Annotated in this window: 13 protein-coding genes and 1 pseudogene; 10 read left to right on the top strand and 4 right to left on the bottom strand. The window is 73.3% G+C overall.

Annotation, left to right across the window (positions count from 1 at the left end; genetic code table 11):
* Window positions 1-774, bottom strand: coding sequence for an enoyl-CoA hydratase family protein (locus tag ABR737_RS06835; RefSeq protein ID WP_350249288.1), 774 nt, complete (start codon window positions 772-774; stop codon window positions 1-3).
* Window positions 775-856: 82 nt separating this feature from the next.
* Here ABR737_RS06835 and ABR737_RS06830 point away from each other — a divergent pair.
* Window positions 857-1,627, top strand: a pseudogene (locus tag ABR737_RS06830) (SDR family oxidoreductase); the annotation flags it as partial.
* Between the two features lie 193 nt (window positions 1,628-1,820).
* A complete protein-coding gene (locus ABR737_RS06825; RefSeq protein ID WP_350249286.1) occupies window positions 1,821-2,738 on the top strand; it encodes an SDR family oxidoreductase in 918 nt (305 codons plus the stop codon).
* 131 nt (window positions 2,739-2,869) lie between these two features.
* Here ABR737_RS06825 and ABR737_RS06820 read toward each other — a convergent pair whose 3' ends face one another.
* Window positions 2,870-3,658: a uracil-DNA glycosylase gene (locus ABR737_RS06820; RefSeq protein WP_350249285.1), complete on the bottom strand. Its 789-nt coding sequence runs from the start codon at window positions 3,656-3,658 to the stop codon at window positions 2,870-2,872.
* A 333-nt stretch (window positions 3,659-3,991) separates the two neighbouring features.
* Here ABR737_RS06820 and ABR737_RS06815 point away from each other — a divergent pair, with 333 nt between their 5' ends.
* The gene (locus ABR737_RS06815; protein ID WP_350249284.1) at window positions 3,992-5,287 is read left to right on the top strand and encodes a M20 metallopeptidase family protein; all 1,296 of its coding nucleotides are present in this window, start codon (window positions 3,992-3,994) and stop codon (window positions 5,285-5,287) included.
* Window positions 5,288-5,472: 185 nt separating this feature from the next.
* Complete coding sequence (locus tag ABR737_RS06810) at window positions 5,473-5,886, top strand: S1 domain-containing protein (protein WP_350249283.1); 414 nt, start codon at window positions 5,473-5,475, stop codon at window positions 5,884-5,886.
* An 87-nt stretch (window positions 5,887-5,973) separates the two neighbouring features.
* On the opposite strand, the gene ABR737_RS06805 is transcribed toward ABR737_RS06810, so the two are convergent.
* A complete protein-coding gene (locus tag ABR737_RS06805) occupies window positions 5,974-8,964 on the bottom strand; it encodes an SUKH-4 family immunity protein (RefSeq protein WP_350249282.1) in 2,991 nt (996 codons plus the stop codon).
* Between the two features lie 138 nt (window positions 8,965-9,102).
* Here ABR737_RS06805 and ABR737_RS06800 point away from each other — a divergent pair, with 138 nt between their 5' ends.
* The 6 genes from ABR737_RS06800 (at window position 9,103) to ABR737_RS06775 (ending at window position 14,947) form a co-directional block, all read left to right on the top strand.
* The gene (locus tag ABR737_RS06800) at window positions 9,103-10,281 is read left to right on the top strand and encodes an NAD(P)/FAD-dependent oxidoreductase (protein ID WP_350249281.1); all 1,179 of its coding nucleotides are present in this window, start codon (window positions 9,103-9,105) and stop codon (window positions 10,279-10,281) included.
* Between the two features lie 148 nt (window positions 10,282-10,429).
* The gene (locus ABR737_RS06795; RefSeq protein ID WP_350249280.1) at window positions 10,430-10,750 is read left to right on the top strand and encodes a (2Fe-2S)-binding protein; all 321 of its coding nucleotides are present in this window, start codon (window positions 10,430-10,432) and stop codon (window positions 10,748-10,750) included.
* On the top strand, window positions 10,731-12,125 hold the full coding sequence (locus ABR737_RS06790) for an FAD/NAD(P)-dependent oxidoreductase (protein WP_350249279.1): 1,395 nt from the start codon (window positions 10,731-10,733) through the stop codon (window positions 12,123-12,125). The genes ABR737_RS06795 and ABR737_RS06790 overlap by 20 nt, the downstream gene beginning before the upstream one ends.
* 86 nt (window positions 12,126-12,211) lie before the next feature.
* Window positions 12,212-13,120, top strand: a complete 909-nt coding sequence (locus tag ABR737_RS06785; RefSeq protein ID WP_350249278.1) for a dihydrodipicolinate synthase family protein — start codon at window positions 12,212-12,214, stop codon at window positions 13,118-13,120.
* Between the two features lie 13 nt (window positions 13,121-13,133).
* Window positions 13,134-14,135 (top strand): proline racemase family protein, encoded by a 1,002-nt coding sequence (locus tag ABR737_RS06780; protein WP_350249277.1) that lies wholly within the window; start codon window positions 13,134-13,136, stop codon window positions 14,133-14,135.
* Between the two features lie 95 nt (window positions 14,136-14,230).
* Window positions 14,231-14,947, top strand: a complete 717-nt coding sequence (locus tag ABR737_RS06775; protein WP_350249276.1) for a GntR family transcriptional regulator — start codon at window positions 14,231-14,233, stop codon at window positions 14,945-14,947.
* Window positions 14,948-14,999: 52 nt separating this feature from the next.
* On the opposite strand, the gene ABR737_RS06770 is transcribed toward ABR737_RS06775, so the two are convergent.
* Window positions 15,000-16,391, bottom strand: a complete 1,392-nt coding sequence (locus ABR737_RS06770; protein ID WP_350249275.1) for an aminopeptidase P family protein — start codon at window positions 16,389-16,391, stop codon at window positions 15,000-15,002.
* Between the last annotated feature and the right edge of the window lie 115 nt (window positions 16,392-16,506).

Here is a 16,506-nt window from a genome sequence, read left to right as displayed (position 1 = left end):
TCAGCCTTCCTTGGTCGGGGTGGTGCCCGGCGCACCGAAGGTGTCGCGGACGCGGTCGGCGACTCCGCTGAGGTTCGCCTCGAAGGTGAAGCCCTGCTCGAAGCGGTAGCTGCGCCCCACGTCGACGGGGTCGATGCCGTTGAGGGCGGCCTTGGCCAGGCGGAGGAGAAAGCCGTCCTTCCGGGCGATCTCCCGGGCCAGGTCCCGTGCGGCGCCCGGCAGTTGCGCGCGCGGGACGACCTGCCAGACCGAGCCGTGCGCCTGCAGTTCGGCGGCGGTGGCGGTGCGGGAGGTGTAGTAGAGCGCGCGCATCAGGTGCTGCGGGACCAGCCGGGCCAGGTGGGTGGCCGCGCCGAGCGCGCCGCGGTCCAGCTCCGGGAGTCCGAAGGTGGCGTCGTCGCTGGCCACGATCGCGTCCGCGTTCCCGACGAGGCCGATGCCGCCGCCCAGGCAGAAGCCGTGCACCGCCGCGATGACGGGTACCTCGCAGGCGTAGACCGCCGAGAACGCCTCGGCGCAGCCGCGGTTGGCGCCGAGCAGGGCCCCGTGCCCGCCGGACGCGGTGTCCCGCTGCATCTCCTTGATGTCGACCCCCGCATTGAAACCGCGGCCGTTCGCGGTGAGGACGACGCAGCGGACACCGGGGTCGCGGCCGGCCGCGCGCACGGCCTCGGCCAGGTCGTACCAGCCCTGCACGGGAAGGGCGTTGACCGGCGGGAAGTCCACGGTGACGACGGCGACGCCCTGGTCAGGCTGGGAGGTGGAGACACCCATGAGCAGATCAGCTACCTTTCCACCAAGCGTTTGTTAGGTAGCGAAGTTAGCAGCGGATGGTGCGCTGCGGGAGGGGTGCTCCGTGAGCCTGGCTCTCGATCTGTCCGGGCGGCTGGCCGTCGTCACCGGCGGCACCCGCGGCGTCGGCGCGGGGATCGCCCGCGCCTTCCTGCGGGCCGGTGCGGAGGTCGTCATCTGCGCGCGCCGGCCACCCGACGCCCCCGTCACGGCGGCCGGCCGCAGCGCGCACTTCCGCCCCCTGGACCTGCGCGACCAGGCCGCCGTCCACGCCTTCTTCGCCCGGCTCGCGGACGAGTACGGCCGGCTGGACTGCCTGGTCAACAACGCCGGAGGCACGCCGTACCGGCTGCTGGGGGAGGGTGAGCCCGAGCGGCACGCCCGGGTCGTCGCACTCAACCTCCTCGCGCCGCTGACCGCCTCGCTCGCCGCCTACGAGGTGATGCGGGGCGGGCCGGCCGGCGGTTCGGTCCTCATGATCGGCAGCGTCAGCGGCACCCGCCCCTCGCCCGGCACCGCCGCCTACGGCGCGGCCAAGGCGGGCCTGGACCACCTCGCCCGCTCCATGGCCGTCGAATGGGCCCCCGACGTACGGGTCAACACCCTGGTCCTCGGCATGGTGCGCACCGAACTCGCCGCCCTGCACTACGGCGACGAGGCGGGTATCGCGGCGGTCGGCGCCACCGTCCCGCTCGGCCGGCTCGCCGAACCCGCCGAGATCGGCGACGCCTGCGTGTTCCTCGCCTCCGACCGGGCCGCCTATCTGACCGGGGCGAGCCTGCTCGTCCACGGCGGCGGGGAGCGCCCCGCCTTCCTCGACGCGGCCACCGTCAACCGTCCGACGGCGGCCGGCGCTGCCACTGCCAACTGCCCCACGGCGCCTGGTGCCGCCACCGTCGATCACCCCACGGCGCCCGACGCCGCTACCGCCAACCGCCGCACCCCGCCCGGCACCGCCACCGCCAACCGCCCCACCCCGCCCGACACGACGAAGGACAACTGACCCGAACGGCAAAGGAGTTACGGACATGACCGGCACCGGAATCTGCACGGGACGCGTGGCCGCCGTCACCGGGGCGGGCCGTGGACTCGGCCGAGCCCACGCCCTGGCCCTCGCCGCCGAAGGCGCCCAGGTCGTGGTGAACGACCTCGGGGTGGCCCCCGACGGGGCCGGCGCCTCGGCCGGACCGGCCCAGCAGGTCGCCGACGAGATCCGCGCCCGCGGTGGCCGGGCCGTCGCCCACACCGGCGACATCACCACCACCGACGGCGCCGCCTCGCTCGTCACCACCGCCCTGGAGGCCTTCGGCCGCCTCGACACCCTCGTCAACAACGCCGGGTTCCTCCGCGACCGGATGCTCGTCAACCTCGACGACGACGACTGGGACGCCGTCATCCGCGTCCACCTCAAGGGCCACTTCCTCCCCCTGCGGCACGCCGCCGCGCACTGGCGGGCCGAGGCCAAGGCCGGCCGCACCCCCGACGCCCGGATCGTCAACACCAGTTCCGGTGCCGGGCTGCTCGGCAGCGTCGGCCAGGGCAACTACTCCGCTGCCAAGGCAGGCATCATCGGCCTCACCCTCGTCGCCGCCGCCGAACTCGCCTCCTACGGCGTGCAGATCAACGCCCTCGCACCGGCCGCCCGCACCCGTATGACCGAGCAGACCTTCGCCGCGACGATGGCGGCGCCCGCCGAGGGGGAGTTCGACGCGATGGCCCCGGAGAATGTCTCCCCCCTGGTGGTCTGGCTGTCCTCCGCCGCCAGCGCCGGGGTCACCGGCCGGGTCTTCGAGGCCGAGGCGGGCAGGATCACCGTGATGGAGGGCTGGCGCCCGGGCCCCACGGCGGACAGAAAGAGCCGCTGGACACCCGCCGAGGCGGGCGTGGCCGCGCGCGAGCTGCTGGCAGCCGCCGAGGAGCCACGGCCGGTGTACGGCGCGCGGTGACGTATGACGCCACGGGGGTACGGGGCAGATCCGCGGCCCACGGCCCGCGGACGTCTCTCCCGCCTCGTTCGTCCGTCTCGTTCATCCGTTTCGATCGTCGGTCTCGCCCGTCAGCCTGCCGGACGCTCCCGTCAGGCGAGTCCGGTGAGTCCCGCGAGTCCGGCGGCGCGGGCGAGCAGATCGACGAGCATGTCGAAGGTGAGGCGGCCGGTGAACGTATTGCGCTGGCTGGGGTGGTAGCTGCCGAGCACCTGGAGTTCCCGCCGCCGTCCGCCGGCGGGCAGGGTCAGCTGTACGCCGTGACCGAACGCGGGGCGGGGCCGGGGGAGCGGCCACCCCGCGTCGCCCAGTACGGGCAGCAGCGCCTGCCAGCCGAAGGCACCGAGCACCACGACCGCACGCAGCCCGGGGCTGAGGAGTTCGAGCTCCGCCGACAGCCACGGCCGGCAGGTACGCCGCTCGGCGGGCGTGGGCCGGTTGTCCGGCGGAGCACAGTGGACCGGCGCGGTGACCCGCACTCCGTACAGCTCCAGCCCGTCGCCCCGGTGCGTCGCGGTGGGCCGGGAAGCGAGACCCACCGCATGGAGGGCGGCGAACAGGAAGTCACCGGAGGCGTCCCCGGTGAACATGCGGCCGGTGCGATTGCCACCGTGCGCCGCAGGAGCGAGCCCTACGATGGCCAGCGCCGCATCGGACGGCCCGAATCCCGGGACGGGCCGCGCCCAGTACTCCTGGTCCCGGAACGCCGCCCGCGGATGCGCCGCGACCTCCTCGCGCCACTCCACCAGCCGGGGGCAGGCGCGGCAGCGGACCAGCTGGGCGTCGAGCTCCGCGAGCTCACCGCAGCACCCGGCCTGATGGACGGGGAAGGCCGCCTCGTCCCTGCCCGGCGGTGTCCCCGCCGCCCCGGTTCCGTTCATCCCTCCACGCTAGTGCCGCACCGGGCTACGTACGCGCTGCCGTGCGCCGCATCGCCCGGTTGCTTGCGAGGTGGCAGCTCTTCCCTTCTTCCCTGCCCGGACAGCTACCGACGGCTGCCCGGAACGTCCCGGACGCCAGGTCCTCTGCCCGCTCTGCGTGGACAGCGGCCCCTGGGGTTTGCCCCTACCTCCTCATGGGGGATGGGGGTTGCCCCCACCCCCACCTGGGGGCCCGCCGGATGGGCAACGGCCTCTGCTGCGGCCATCGTGAAGGTCAACTGAAGTGCAACTGGCAGCCAGTTGAGGGATCGAGGGGGACCAGTGGATCGACCCATGGAGCGCGCTCTTGCGCGCCGTGCGCTACTGGCCGGCGCGGCGGCAGCCGGTGCGGGAGTTATGTGGGGAGCTTCGGGGAGGGCTGTCGCCGCTGGCCGGAGACAGCCGATCGCGCAAAGGGCGGTGGACGACGAGGCGGCGCGCCTGGAGCAGAGGCTGATCGCGCTGCGGCGGGACATCCACCGGCACCCCGAGGCGCCGGGGCAGGAGCGGCGCACCGCCGGTGTGGTGGCCCGGGAACTGCGGGACGCCGGGCTGGCCGTCACCACCGGGGTGGGCGGCCACGGCGTCGTCGGTGTCCTGCGGGGGACGCGTCCGGGCCGGGCCGTCGCGTACCGGGCGGACATGGACGCGGTGCCGCCCAAGGACATCGTCGGCGGCGGCCGGGCGGTGGCCCACCTCTGCGGGCACGACGTCCACACCGCCGTGGCGCTCGGTGTCGCACAGGTCCTGGCGCGGCTGCGGCGGCAACTGGACGGAACGGTGGTGTTCCTCTTCCAGCCTGCCGAGGAAACCCTGTCGGGGGCCCGTGCGCTGATCGACACGGGTGTGCTGGAGCGCACCCGTGTGGAGGAGATCCATGCGCTGCATTGCGGGCCGTTCCCCGTCGGCAGGTTCGCCGTGACCCCGGGTTTCGGAATGCCGGGCCAGGACAAGGCGGAGGTGACTGTCTCCGGGCCGGACGCGCCCGATGCCGCGCGACGACTGGCCGACGAGATCGGCGCGCTCGCAACGGTGGCACTGCCACAGACCCCCGCGGACCTCGAGCGAATCGTCGCCGACGCCCAGAAGCCCAACGGGCCGCTGGACCGATTCGTGGCCCTCCGGGCCCGGACGGAGGAGGCCGAGGTGAGCGTGTCCTACCGCTGCTGGCCTCAGGAGCGGTACCGGGAGGTACGCAAGGACATCCGTCGCCTGGCCACGTCGTACGCGGGGGCCGGGGTGAGCTTCCCCGCCGAGCCGTTCCCGGCCATGGTCTGCCCGGAACATGACGCCCGCGTACTCGCCCGCCACCTCCGGCACACCCTCGGCCGAGACGCGGTGACCGAGCTCCATGCCGCCTTTCCGCCCTTCAGCGGCGAGGACTTCGCGCTCTATTTGGACCGCCTCCCCGGCACGTTCACCTTCCTCGGCGTCCGTACCCCCGGCGCACCCCTCACCACCAGCTACCCGCACTACCCCGACTTCGTCCCGGACGAGCGCGCCATCGGCATCGGCGTACGGGCCATGGCGGGCTGGATCGCGGAACGGACCCACCGGGCGCAGGGCCTGCCCGGCGGCTCCGGTGATTAGGGGTGTCTTTCCGGCCGCTGTCTGTCAGCCTGCGGTGTCAGGTGCCGTGCCTCGCGAGGCGGAGGCTCGCCCCCCGGCACTGGGCGTACCGGGGCGTGTCCGCAACTGCGCCTGGCCTCGTTCGCTTTCAGCGACGGCGTTCGTCCAGGGCCTCGTGACTCGGACGAGGGTGCGATGATGCGTTCGTGGTGACAGCTGCCGAGTGGGCTCGGATTCGCGGGGGTCTGCGCTTTGGGCAGGTCTTCGAGGGCACTGTCGTGAACGTTCCTCGGCCCGGTGCGATCGGGATCTTCGTGGACATCGGCCTGAGTGTCGGAGGCTTCGTCGATGCTGCGTTGCTTCCGGATCAGAGTGAGGACTGGCCGAAGGAAGGCACGGTTGGCGAGTTCGAGATCTGGTGGGCCGACAGCCGCCAACAGGTCCGGCTGAAGCCGTCCGATTCCCGGTATCTGCGTCACGACTTCGCGGACTTCGTTGAACGCTTCCGTCCCGGTTGGCCGTCCGACGTCGGCCGTGCCGTTCGTGCCCCTGGGCCGCTGTCCCTCGATGAGTTGCAGGCCGCGCCTCGACCTCACGAGCCGCCGGCCAATTCCCCATGAGATCTGGTGCGGTGGACCGTCACGCTGCGTGCGCAACCACAAGAAGTGGGCCAGGAGCACCACTGGTGAAGAGAACCAGTGCGCGCGTCATTCGAGAAGGTAGGTGCTGTCGCTGAGGAGCTGGGGCCACATCGTGGTGGGCCGGCCCGGCTCCGGCCCGCCCACACAGGTGGGGTCGATACGGCCGAGCAGGCGCAGCATGTGCGCCCGGAACTCGCCCTCTTCCTCTGCATCGCGGGCGGTCGAGGTGATGATGGCCGTCAGCGCGACCGTCCAGCAGCGCAGAAAGGCATCCAGCGAGCTGTTGACGTGGCGGACGAACGTTCCGCCGTCGGCCACCATGATGTGCCCGCTGCCGTGAGCGATGCAGAGCTGCATGGTGTCGTCGCCCACATACCCGATGACCGAGGCCTGCGGTTGGCCCCCTTCCGCATGGTCGTTTCCGTCCCCGGCGGTGAGGCGCGGGAGCGTCGGTACGAAGCGGTCGAGGCCTTCGAACCAGAACCCGGAGGCCGGCAGGCCGACCTCGGTGAGCAGCCGCGCGGCGCCGGGGAGCGAGGCCAGCGGTCCCAGTCGCTCCGGGTCGGCGCGGACGGGCCGACCGGCCAGGGCGAACAGCGGCGCCAGCAGCTCAGCACCCAGGGCGCGGTCACCGTAGAGGGCATCATCCGTGATCCACCACGACGTCAGTCGACGGGGACGCGCCGGCAGGGCCCGCTCTCCCGGCCGGCCCGGTGCGACGTCGATGAGCATCATTCCGCTGCGTCCGAGCAGCAATGCGCGCTCCGCCGAGAGCGGATGGACTGCACTCACATGCCCCTCGGGGCACACCAGAACCGTGGCGTCGGGAGCTGCCCCGCCGGCCGTTCGCACTCCGATCCATGGGTCGTGCTCACCCAGTACCACGTCCCTGGGGCCGGTCGGCGCGGCGATGTTGCCGGAGGGCCCGGACAGGGCTGGTGGCGGCTCCGTGGAGGGGGCGCCGACCGGGGTGCCGTCCGCGAGGACCCACCACTGGTAGCGCCCGCTCAGCTCGCCGCGGGTGCAGAACTGTTCGATGCCCCTGACGCTGCGCCAGCCGTGCAGGGCGACCGGGCCGGGCCATTCACCGTCGAATTCCGCGGGTTCGAAAACACCCAGCGGGCGCCAGTGCGACCAGTGGGTGCGCCAGATCCGCGGGACGCCCGACCGCAGCAGCCAGTCGGCCAGCTCGGTGTCGTCACAGACCGACGCCGTGAGCCCCAGGCGCGAGGCGTGTTCCGACAGCTGACCGCTCCTCGGCCCGCCGTAGAGCCGCTGAGCCTGCCCGAGGGAGCGCCGGCGGGCCCGCCCGTCCGGCCGGGAAGCGGGGGCAGCGTGGCCGTCCGCGTCCTCGAAGGACGGCAGATTCACCAGGAACGCCAGGGCGGGGGCGGCGATCCACTCGTCCAGGAGGCCACCCGCGGCCGCATGGGCCAGCCCCGGCCCGAGCACATAGGCGGCCTCCGGTGAGAGCGGTTCCGCACCGGGGGCCGCGAGTTCGGCATCGGTGAGCACCGTGCGGGGGGCGAGTGCTGTGGCGATCCTGCGCTGCAGCGCGGGGAGCGCGGAACCGTAGGACCGCCGGGCCGCGGCGGCGAGCGCGGGGTCGCGCAGCCGGAGGTGACGGACTCGGCCGGCGCTTGCGGGGAACGGGGAGTCCGGGGATCCGGTGGCGGACGGTCCGGCGGCCGATGGTCCCGAGGCCGATGGTCCCGAGGCCGAAGGTCCGGTGTCCGACGGTTCGGTGTCCGGTGGATCGGCGTCCGTCCGTCCGGTGTCCGATGGTTCGGCGTCTGTCCGTCCGGCGTCTGTCCGTCCGGCATCTGACCGTCCGGTGTCCGTCCGTCCGGGGCCCGACGGCCTGTCAGCCGCGGGGGCGGTCTCCGCGCCTCCGGCGTCCGCGGGCCGTTCGGCGGCCGTGCTTGCCCTACCGGGCCCTTCGCCGGGCCCGTAGCCGGGTTCCGTTGCCACGGTCTCCTCCGTGACGAGGGCGGCTGCCGCAGAGACCAGGCGGGTGAGCGCGTCTTCGGCGATCGGCTGCCCACCCAGGGCGGAGACCGCGCGCGCGGCGAGTGAGGCGGGCATGCCCGACGCCCCCTCGGCCAGCGCCACCGCAGTGAGCGCCCTGCCCACCTCGTCGGCGGGCTCCCCGAAGGAGGACAGGAGGAACTGCCAGGCGTCGTCCACCGACGTCGGCAGCGGCGTCGACCCGTCCGGGACCCAGCGCGCTCCCCTGGCGCGTACCCCTGCGGCAAGCGTCTCCGCGAGCAGGAGGTTGGGCCAGGAACGGGCGGTAATGGCGTCGGCGGCGGCCCCGGCCGCGGAGCCGGCCCGGTCGAAGACGGAGTCTGCCGTACACAACAGGTCGTGGACCCAGCTCCGGAATGCGGTGCGGTCCGGTGCGTATGCGGCACTGTCCAGATCGATCAGCGCCCGCGCCGGCAACGTGCCGCGTCGCATGAGGCACTTGGCCTGCCCCCTCGGCAGATCCAGAAGGACACGGACCGGCTCGGCGCCATGTGCCGACCGTTTCCGGGTCACCCCTCCGGGCCGTACCAGAGGGAGCAGTACCTCCTCGGTGAGCCGGTCGGGCACGCGACTCAGTGAGGTCCGGCCGGCCAGCGCCGTGCCCAGCAGCGCAAGGGTGAAAGGGGTGCCGCGGCGCCTGGCTTCCCGGTACAGCGCGGGCAAGGGGAGCCACCTGCCGTCGGGCAAGGGGCCGTCGGGCGTGCTGCCGGGGAGCAGCGCCCGTTCGATCTCCGCCTGGATCTCGCACTGTGTACGACCTCGCGATTCCAGTACGAGGTCGAAAGCCCGGGGAGGCGGGGGTGGCGGGAGCGGCGCGGTGGGAGGGGTGGAAGGGGCGGAAGGAGCGGTAGGGGCGGGGCATGCCCGGGTGTCCGTGCCGACCGCCGTTGCCAGCCAGGCCGTGAGCCAGGTCCCACCGCTGCCGGCATCGTCCGTGACGATCCGCACATGGTCGTCAGGTGCCTCGGAGGTGAGCCAGGAGACCAGCGAACGCGCGGCAGACGAGCGGCTTGTGAGACGGAAATCCATTTGTGCGCGACCTTATCCGTCGTCCGGCGCCCCGGAGCCGTCAGGGGCGTGTGCGGAAGCCGTGGTCCGCCAAGTCCCCTTTCCCGCTCCTGTGTTGTGTGACATATTACTGACGTGCCCACGAGACACCGACAATCTTTGGATGCTCCGGATGTGGTCATCGTCGGGGCCGGAGTGGTCGGCGCCGCCTGTGCCTACTACGCCGGGCGGTCCGGCCTCGCCGTCGCCGTCGTCGACCGCGGACCCGTCGCGGGCGGCACGACCGGAGCCGGCGAGGGGAATCTGCTCGTCTCCGACAAGGAACCGGGCCCCGAACTCGAACTCGCGCTGCTCTCCCTCCGGTTGTGGCGCGAACTCGCCGCCGAGCTCCCGCCGGAGATCGAGTACGAGACGAAGGGCGGGCTGGTCGTCGCCTCCGACGAACCCGGCATGGCGGCGCTGCGCGCCTTCCGCGCGGCGCAGGGCAGGGCGGGCGTGCTGAGCGACTGCCTGTCCGCCGACCGGCTGCGGGACGCCGAACCGCATCTGGCGCCCGGCCTCGCCGGCGGTGTCCTCTACCCGCAGGACGCCCAGGTCCAGCCCGCCCTGGCCGCCGCCCATCTGCTGCGTGCCTCCGGAGCGCGGCTGCACCTGGGCGCGGAGGTCACGGCCGTCCTGCGGGGGCCCGGCGGGACGGTACGGGGCGTCCGTACGCCGCGGGGCGACATCCTGGCCCCCGCGGTGGTGAACGCCGCCGGCACCTGGGCCGGCCGCCTGGCCTCGCTCGCGGGGGTGCGGGTCCCCGTCCTGCCCCGCCGGGGATGTGTGCTGGTCACCGAGCCGCTGCCGCGCGTCGTACGCCGCAAGGTCTATGCCGCGGACTATGTCGCCGATGTGGCCAGCGGATCCGCGGCGCTGCAGACCTCCGCCGTCGTCGAGGGCACCCCGGCCGGACCGGTCCTGATCGGTGCCAGCCGGGAACGGATCGGCTTCGACCGCACTCTCTCGGTCGGAGTGCTGCGCCGGCTCGCCGCCCAAGCGGCTGCTCTGTTCCCCGTCTTGGCGGGTGTCCGGGTGATGCGCACCTATCAGGGCTTCCGCCCCTACCTCCCGGACCACCTCCCGGCGATCGGCCCCGACCCGCGCCTGCCGGGCCTGCTGCACGCCTGCGGCCACGAGGGCGCCGGCATCGGACTCGCCCCGGCCACCGGCCGGCTGATCGCCGCCGCGCTGACGGGGGCCCCTGGCCCGCTGGACGCACGGCCGTTCCGCCCGGAGCGCTTCGCCGAAGGGGCGGGGGAGGAAGAGGTGGGGGAGGAAGAGGTGGGGGAGGGGTGACCGGCTCCGAGGGAACCCAACGGTGGGCCGGCCAACTTCCGCTGCTGTCCGCCCTGTCGGCCCTGTCCGCCCTGTCGGCCCGGTCCGCCCGGTCCGTGCCTGCGCCCGCCCCGCTCACCCGCACACCACCACCGAGAGGAGTCCGGGGATGACCCGCCGCCGTACCCCCGTCGACGTCGTACGGGCCGCGCCGGGACCGGCGTTCGAGATTCGTCTCGACGGTCGGCCGCTGGTCGCACTGCCCGGTCAGAGCATCGCCGCCGCACTCTGGGCGGCCGGTGTGCTCTCCTGGCGGACCACGCGACGCGACGGGCGGCCGCGCGGGGCCTTCTGCGGAATCGGCTCCTGCTTCGACTGCCTGGCCACCGTCAACGGCCGGCCCAATCAACGGGCCTGCCTGGTGCCCGCCCGGCCCGGGGACACGATCACCACCCAGGAGGGACACGGGCATGCCGATCTCACCGTCTGACACCCACGACCTCGTGGTCATCGGCGCGGGGCCGGCCGGGCTCGCCGCCGCGGTCACTGCCGCCGGCTTCGGGCTGCGGGTGGCACTCGTCGACGCGGCCGCCCGTCCCGGCGGACAGTTCTACCGGCAGCCGGCGCCCGGGCTGGGTGCCGCCCGCCCCGAGGCCCTGCACCACTCCTGGCGCGCCTTCGCGAGACGTACCGCGCGGCTGGACGCGCAGCTCGCCGCAGGCCGGGTGCGGCACTTCGCGGCACACCATGTCTGGGCCGTCACCCGGGACCCGGCGCACTGGACCGTGCACGCGGTCACCGGGCCAGACGGGGCCCAGGGCCGGGCCGAGGTGCGCGCGCCTCATGTGCTCCTCGCCACCGGCGCGCACGAGCGCCAACTCCCCTTCCCCGGCTGGACGGTGCCCGGTGTCGTGGGGGCGGGAGGCGCGCAGGCCATGCTCAAGGCGGGGCTGGTGCTGCCGGGGCGGCGGATCGTGGTCGCCGGCAGCGGGCCGCTGCTGCTCGCCGTCGCCGGGACGCTCGCCGCGGCCGGCGCCACCGTGCCGGTGGTCGCCGAGGCGAGCGGCTACGCCGGCTACGCCCGTGCCCCACGCACGCTGGCCGCCAACCCCCGCAAGCTCGTCGAAGGGGCGGGTCACGCGGTGACCTTGCTCCGCCACGGCGTACGCCTCCGCTCCCGCAGCGCGGTCACCGCCGTGCACGGCACCGACCGGGTCGAGGCCGTCACCGTGACCCGGCTCGACCGGGACTGGCGTCCGGTGCCCGGGACCGGACAGCGTATCCCCTGTGATGCGCTCGCCGTCGGGCACGGACTCGTACCGCAACTGGAGCTGGCCACCGCACTGGGCTGCGCCACCCGCGCTGCTCCGGACGGCACCTGGGCGCTGGTGCTCGACGACCAGCAGCGGACCACGGTCGACGGCATCTGGGCGGCCGGTGAGACCGGGGGCGTGGGAGGCTCGGAACTCGCTTTCGTGGAGGGCGAGTTGGCGGCGTACGGCATTGCGCACCGGGCTGTCCGCGACTCGCTGCGGCGCCGGAGGGACCGGCTGCGGCGGTTCGCCCGGACCATGGCCGCCGCCCATGCGCCGCGCCCCGGCTGGACCGGCTGGCTCCGCGAGGACACCGAGGTCTGCCGCTGCGAGGAGGTCACGGCCGGCCGGATCCGGGAAGCCGTATCCGGCCTCGGTGCCCGCGACACCCGCACCGTCAAACTGCTCACCCGGGCCGGAATGGGCTGGTGCCAGGGGCGGATGTGCGGCCCCGCGGTGGCCCGGCTCGCCGGTCAGTCCGGGCCCGCGGCCGACCGCAGACCTCTCGCCTGTCCCGTCGTCCTGGGGGAACTCGCGGGCGAACAGGGCTAGATAGGGCTAATTCGACTTCCCGGGCGACCTTGGCAAGCGCCTGGGGCGCTCAGTAAAATGTCACACCTCATAGAAGGAGACTTCGTATGGTCACCCGCACCCCCACCCGCCTCCGCCCCTGGCACGGCATCATGGTTGCCACCACCCTCCCCTTCCGTGACGACCTCTCCGTCGACCACGACGCCTACGCCGACCAGGTGGCCCGGCTGCTCGCCGCCGGCTGCGACGGTGTCGTCCCCAACGGCTCCCTCGGCGAGTACCAGACGCTCACCGACGACGAGCGTGCCCGTGTCGTCCGTACCGCCGTGGAGGCCGCCGGTGACGGGGACCGGGTGATGCCCGGAGTCTCCGCCTACGGCAGTGCCGCATCGCGCCGGTGGGCCGAGCAGGCCGCCGAGGCGGGCGCCGGTTCCGTCCTGCTGCTGCCGCCCAACGGCTACCGTGCCGAACCGGCCGCGGTCCGTGCCCACTTCGCCGAGGTCGCCGCGGCCGGCCTGCCCGTCGTCGCCTACAACAACCCCTTCGACACCAAGGTCGACCTCACCCCCGGCCTCCTCGCCGAGCTGTACGCCGACGGCAGCATCGTCGCCGTCAAGGAATTCAGCGGCGATGTCCGCAGGGCCTACGAGATCGCCGAAGTCGCGCCGGAACTCGACCTGTTGATCGGCGCCGACGACGTCCTGCTCGAACTCGCCCTCGCCGGTGCCGTCGGCTGGATCGCGGGCTTCCCCAACGCGCTGCCCGAGGCGTGCGGCACCCTCTACCGCGCCGCCCTCGCCGGCGACCTCGACACCGCACGGCCGCTCTACCGCGCCCTGCACCCGCTGCTGCGCTGGGACTCCCGGCCCGAGTTCGTGCAGGCGATCAAGCTCGCCATGGACCTCGCCGGACACCGCGGCGGCCCGACCCGCCCGCCGCGCTCCCCGCTCACCGCCGAGCACTCGGCCGCGCTCCGCGCCGCCACCGGAAAGCTCCTCGCCGACGGCCACCACTGAGAGGGGACTCGCCATGCGCACCCGCCATGTCTTCCACGCCGTCGACTCCCACACCGAGGGCATGCCCACCCGCGTGATCACCGGCGGCGTCGGCACCGTCCCCGGCGCCACCATGGCCGAGCGCCGGCTGCACTTCGCCGAGCACCGCGACGCCCTCCGTACGCTCCTGATGAACGAGCCGCGCGGCCATGCCGCCATGAGCGGCGCGATCCTCCAGCCGCCGACCCGGCCCGATGCCGACTACGGCGTCCTGTTCATCGAGGTGTCCGGCTACCTCCCGATGTGCGGGCACGGCACGATCGGCGTGGCCACCGTTCTCGTCGAGACCGGCATGGTGGAGGTCGTAGAGCCCGTGACCAGGGTGCGGCTCGACACCCCCGCCGGACTGGTCACCGCGGAGGTGCAGGTGAGGGACGGGGCGGCCACGGCCGTCACGCTCACCAATGTGCCCGCCTTCTGCGCCGCACTGGACCGCAAGGTGACCGTCCCGGGCTACGGCACGATCAGCTATGACCTCGCCTACGGCGGCAACTTCTACGCGATCCTGCCGCTGGACAGCGTCGGCCTGCCCTTCGACCGGGCCCGTAAGGACGACATCCTCGCCGCCGGACTCGCCCTCATGGAGGCCGTGAACGCCACCGACCGGCCGGTCCATCCCGAGGACGAGCGGATCGGCGGCCTCAAGCACGTCTACTTCGCCGCGCCGGGGTCGGACGCCTCCCGCTCCCGGCATGCGATGGCCATCCACCCCGGATGGTTCGACCGCTCGCCGTGCGGTACCGGCACCTCCGCACGGATGGCGCAGCTGCACGCACGCGGCGAACTCCCCCTCCACCAGGACTTCGTCAACGAGTCGTTCATCGGAACGGAGTTCACCGGCCGCCTCGTCGCCACCACCACGGCCGGCCCGCTCCCGGCCGTCGTCCCCACCGTCACCGGCCGGGCCTGGGTGACCGGCACCGCGCAGTACTTCCTCGACCCGTCGGACCCGTTCCCCGCGGGGTTCGTGCTGTGACACACGGCCCATGAGGCCGAGGGCCGTCCGCCACCAGGGAGTTCGCGCAACGTGACATTGTACGCTGGCACTCCGCGCCAATTCGGAGGACCACGATGGGTGAACTCAAGCACCGCAGCCTGATCACCGCGCAGGAGCGGCTTCGCGATCAGGTCGCCCATCAACTGCGCGCGGCCCTGATCGCGGGGGAGCTCCGCCCGGGGTCGGTCTACTCGGCCCCGGGCCTCGCCGCGGACTTCGGCGTCTCCGCCACCCCGGTGCGCGAGGCGATGCTCGACCTCGCCCGTGAGGGGCTGGTCGAGCCGGTGCGCAACAAGGGCTTCCGGATCACGGAGGTGAGCGAGCACGACCTCGACCAGTACACCGAGATCCGTGCCCTGATCGAGGTCCCGGTCGTCGGCCAGGTCACCCGCACCGCCGACCCTGCACAGCTGGAGGCCCTTCGCCCTGCCGCCCTGGAGATCGTCGCCGCCGCCCGCGCGCACGACCTCATTGGCTACCTGGAGGCCGACCGCCGCTTCCACCTCGAACTGCTCGGCCTCAGCGGCAATGACCGCCTGGTCGAGACGGTGGGGGAGCTGCGCAAGCGCTCCCGTCTCTACGGCCTCACCCGCCTCGACGAGCGCAATCAACTGCTGCCCTCCGCCGAGGAGCACGTCGAACTGCTCGATCTGATGCTGACGGGCGATGCCGAGGCGGCCGAGGCCTGTATGGCCCGCCACCTCGGCCATGTCCGTTCGCTGTGGGCCCAGGGTCGCGACGAGCCGCTGGTACCGCGGCCGCAGCGGCCGCAGACCGCCCGCCGGGGCTGACCCGGCGGCCGGCTCGGTCAGCCCGGTCAGCCCGGTCAGCCCGGTCGGATGGTCAGCCGTCCGTCCGGCCGGCGAGGAGCCCGTCCATCCACTCCTCCACCCCGTCCGCGGTGCGCGGCAGCCCCGACGACATCAGCCGGGCACCGTCCGCGGTGATCACCAGATCGTCTTCGATCCGGACCCCGATACCGCGCAGCTCCCGTGGCAGGGTCTCGTCGTCGGGCTGGAGATAGAGCCCCGGCTCGACGGTCAGGACCTGCCCCTCCGTCAGGACGCCGTCCAGGTACTGCTCCGCGCGGGCCCGGGCGCAGTCGTGCACATCGAGCCCGAGCATATGGCCCGAACTGCACAGCGTGTAGCGCCGGTACAGGCCGCTGTCGGCGGCAAGCGCCTCCCGTGCCGGGATGCGCAGGACGCCCCAGTCGGCCAGCCCCTCGGCCAGGACGCCCGTACAGGCACGGTGGAAGTCCCGGAAGCTGGCCCCCGGCTTGAGGGCGGCGATGCCCGCCTCCTGTGCGGCGAGTACCAGCTCGTACACCCGGCGCTGGACGGGGGAGAAGCGCCCGGACAGCGGCAGGGTGCGGGTGAGGTCGGCGGTGTACAGCGTGTCGGTCTCCACGCCCGCGTCCAGCAGCAGCAACTGGCCGGGGTCGAGCGGCCCGTCGTTGCGGGTCCAGTGGAGCACGCAGGCATGGGCGCCGGCGGCGGCGATGGTCTCGTACCCCGTGCCGTTGCCCTCGGCGCGGGCCCGCAGCTGGAAGACCCCTTCGAGCCAGCGTTCACCGCGCGGGTGGCGCAGCGCGGTGGGGAGGGACCGTACGACGTCCTCGAATCCGGTGGTGGTGTGCGCGACGGCCTCCTGGATCCTGGCCACCTCCCAGTCGTCCTTCACCAGCCGCAACTCGCTGAGTACGGAGGCGAGTTCGGTGTCATGGGCGGCGTCCCGTCCGGGCCGGTGAGGTTCGAGGTCGTCCAGGTGCGCACAGCGGAGGCCGGTGAGGCGTTCGGCCTCGGCGAGATCGGGGCGGCGCCCCACCCAGAACTCGCCGTAGCGGCGGTCCCGGTAGAACGCGCCACCGCCGTCCCGCGGCGCCCGCGGCCGCAGGTACAGCACCGCCTCGCCATCCGGTTCCAGTACCAGGACATGCCCCGGCTGGTCCTCGCCCGTCAGTCCGGTCAGCCAGGCGTAGGCGCTGTGCGGGCGGAAACGGTGGTCGCAGTCGTGCGAGCGGACCTTCAACTCTCCTGAGGGGACGGTCAGCCGCTCGCCGGGGAAGCGTGCGGCGAGCCGGGCCCGGCGGCGGGCGAACCGTGCGAAGCCCGGGACGCGGGGCCCGTCGGGGGGTGGGGTGGCGGCCCACTGGCCGGTCATGAAGACGGCGAGGGCGTCCGACACCGGCAAGTCATGGCTGCCGGTGTGGAGTTGGGGGGCACGCGAGGTCAAAGGACACCTCCGGTAAAGAAAGCTACCTGAAGCCTTGTCAGTGCAATTTCACATTACTATGTTATGGGTCACACCTCGCGGAGTGAAGGCCGCTGCCTGTGAAAGGCCCCTGCCT

Origin of the sequence: Streptomyces sp. Edi2, from assembly GCF_040253635.1 — a bacterium.
In the GTDB taxonomy this organism is placed as follows: domain Bacteria; phylum Actinomycetota; class Actinomycetes; order Streptomycetales; family Streptomycetaceae; genus Streptomyces.
Note: the sequence above shows the minus strand (reverse complement) of the source record. Positions and strands in the feature narration are given on the sequence as shown.